Origin of the sequence: Pseudomonas sp. IT-P100, assembly GCF_949767185.1 — a bacterium.
GTDB lineage: Bacteria > Pseudomonadota > Gammaproteobacteria > Pseudomonadales > Pseudomonadaceae > Aquipseudomonas > Aquipseudomonas fluorescens_B.
In genome coordinates this window covers 1-407 of sequence record NZ_CATKQK010000045.1, presented here as the reverse complement: position 1 = coordinate 407, position 407 = coordinate 1, and the positions used below count along the sequence as shown (strand labels likewise).

Genomic DNA, 407 nt, shown 5'->3' with positions numbered 1-407 from the left:
ACACAGCTGACGAGCAGGCAACCACCCAGGACATAGGTGCCGTTGTTCATGTCGCCGGTCAGTGTCTCGGCCATGGCTGTAATCATGGAACCGGTGAACCCGGAGAGGTTGCCGATTGCGTTGATCATGCCGATACCCGCTGCTGCAGCCACACCCGATAAAACCGTGCCGGGCAATGTCCAGAAAATTGGCATCAGGCTCAGCAACCCTGATGCGGAGATGCTGAGGAAGAAAATCGACACCGGCAGGTTATGGGCGAAGAAGGCGCTGCCAATCAGGCCCATCCCGCCAATGAATGCCGGGATGGCCGCGTGCAATCGGCGCTCACCGGTTTTATTGGAGTGCCAGGCGTTGAGGGTCATGGCGACGATGGCGGTGGCGTAGGGAATCGCGGTCAGCAAACCGAT

General features: G+C 59.0%; 1 pseudogene. It reads right to left on the bottom strand.

Features of this window, described 5'->3' with window-relative positions:
- A pseudogene (locus ACM6IQ_RS23825) lies at positions 1–407 on the bottom strand (MFS transporter); the annotation flags it as partial.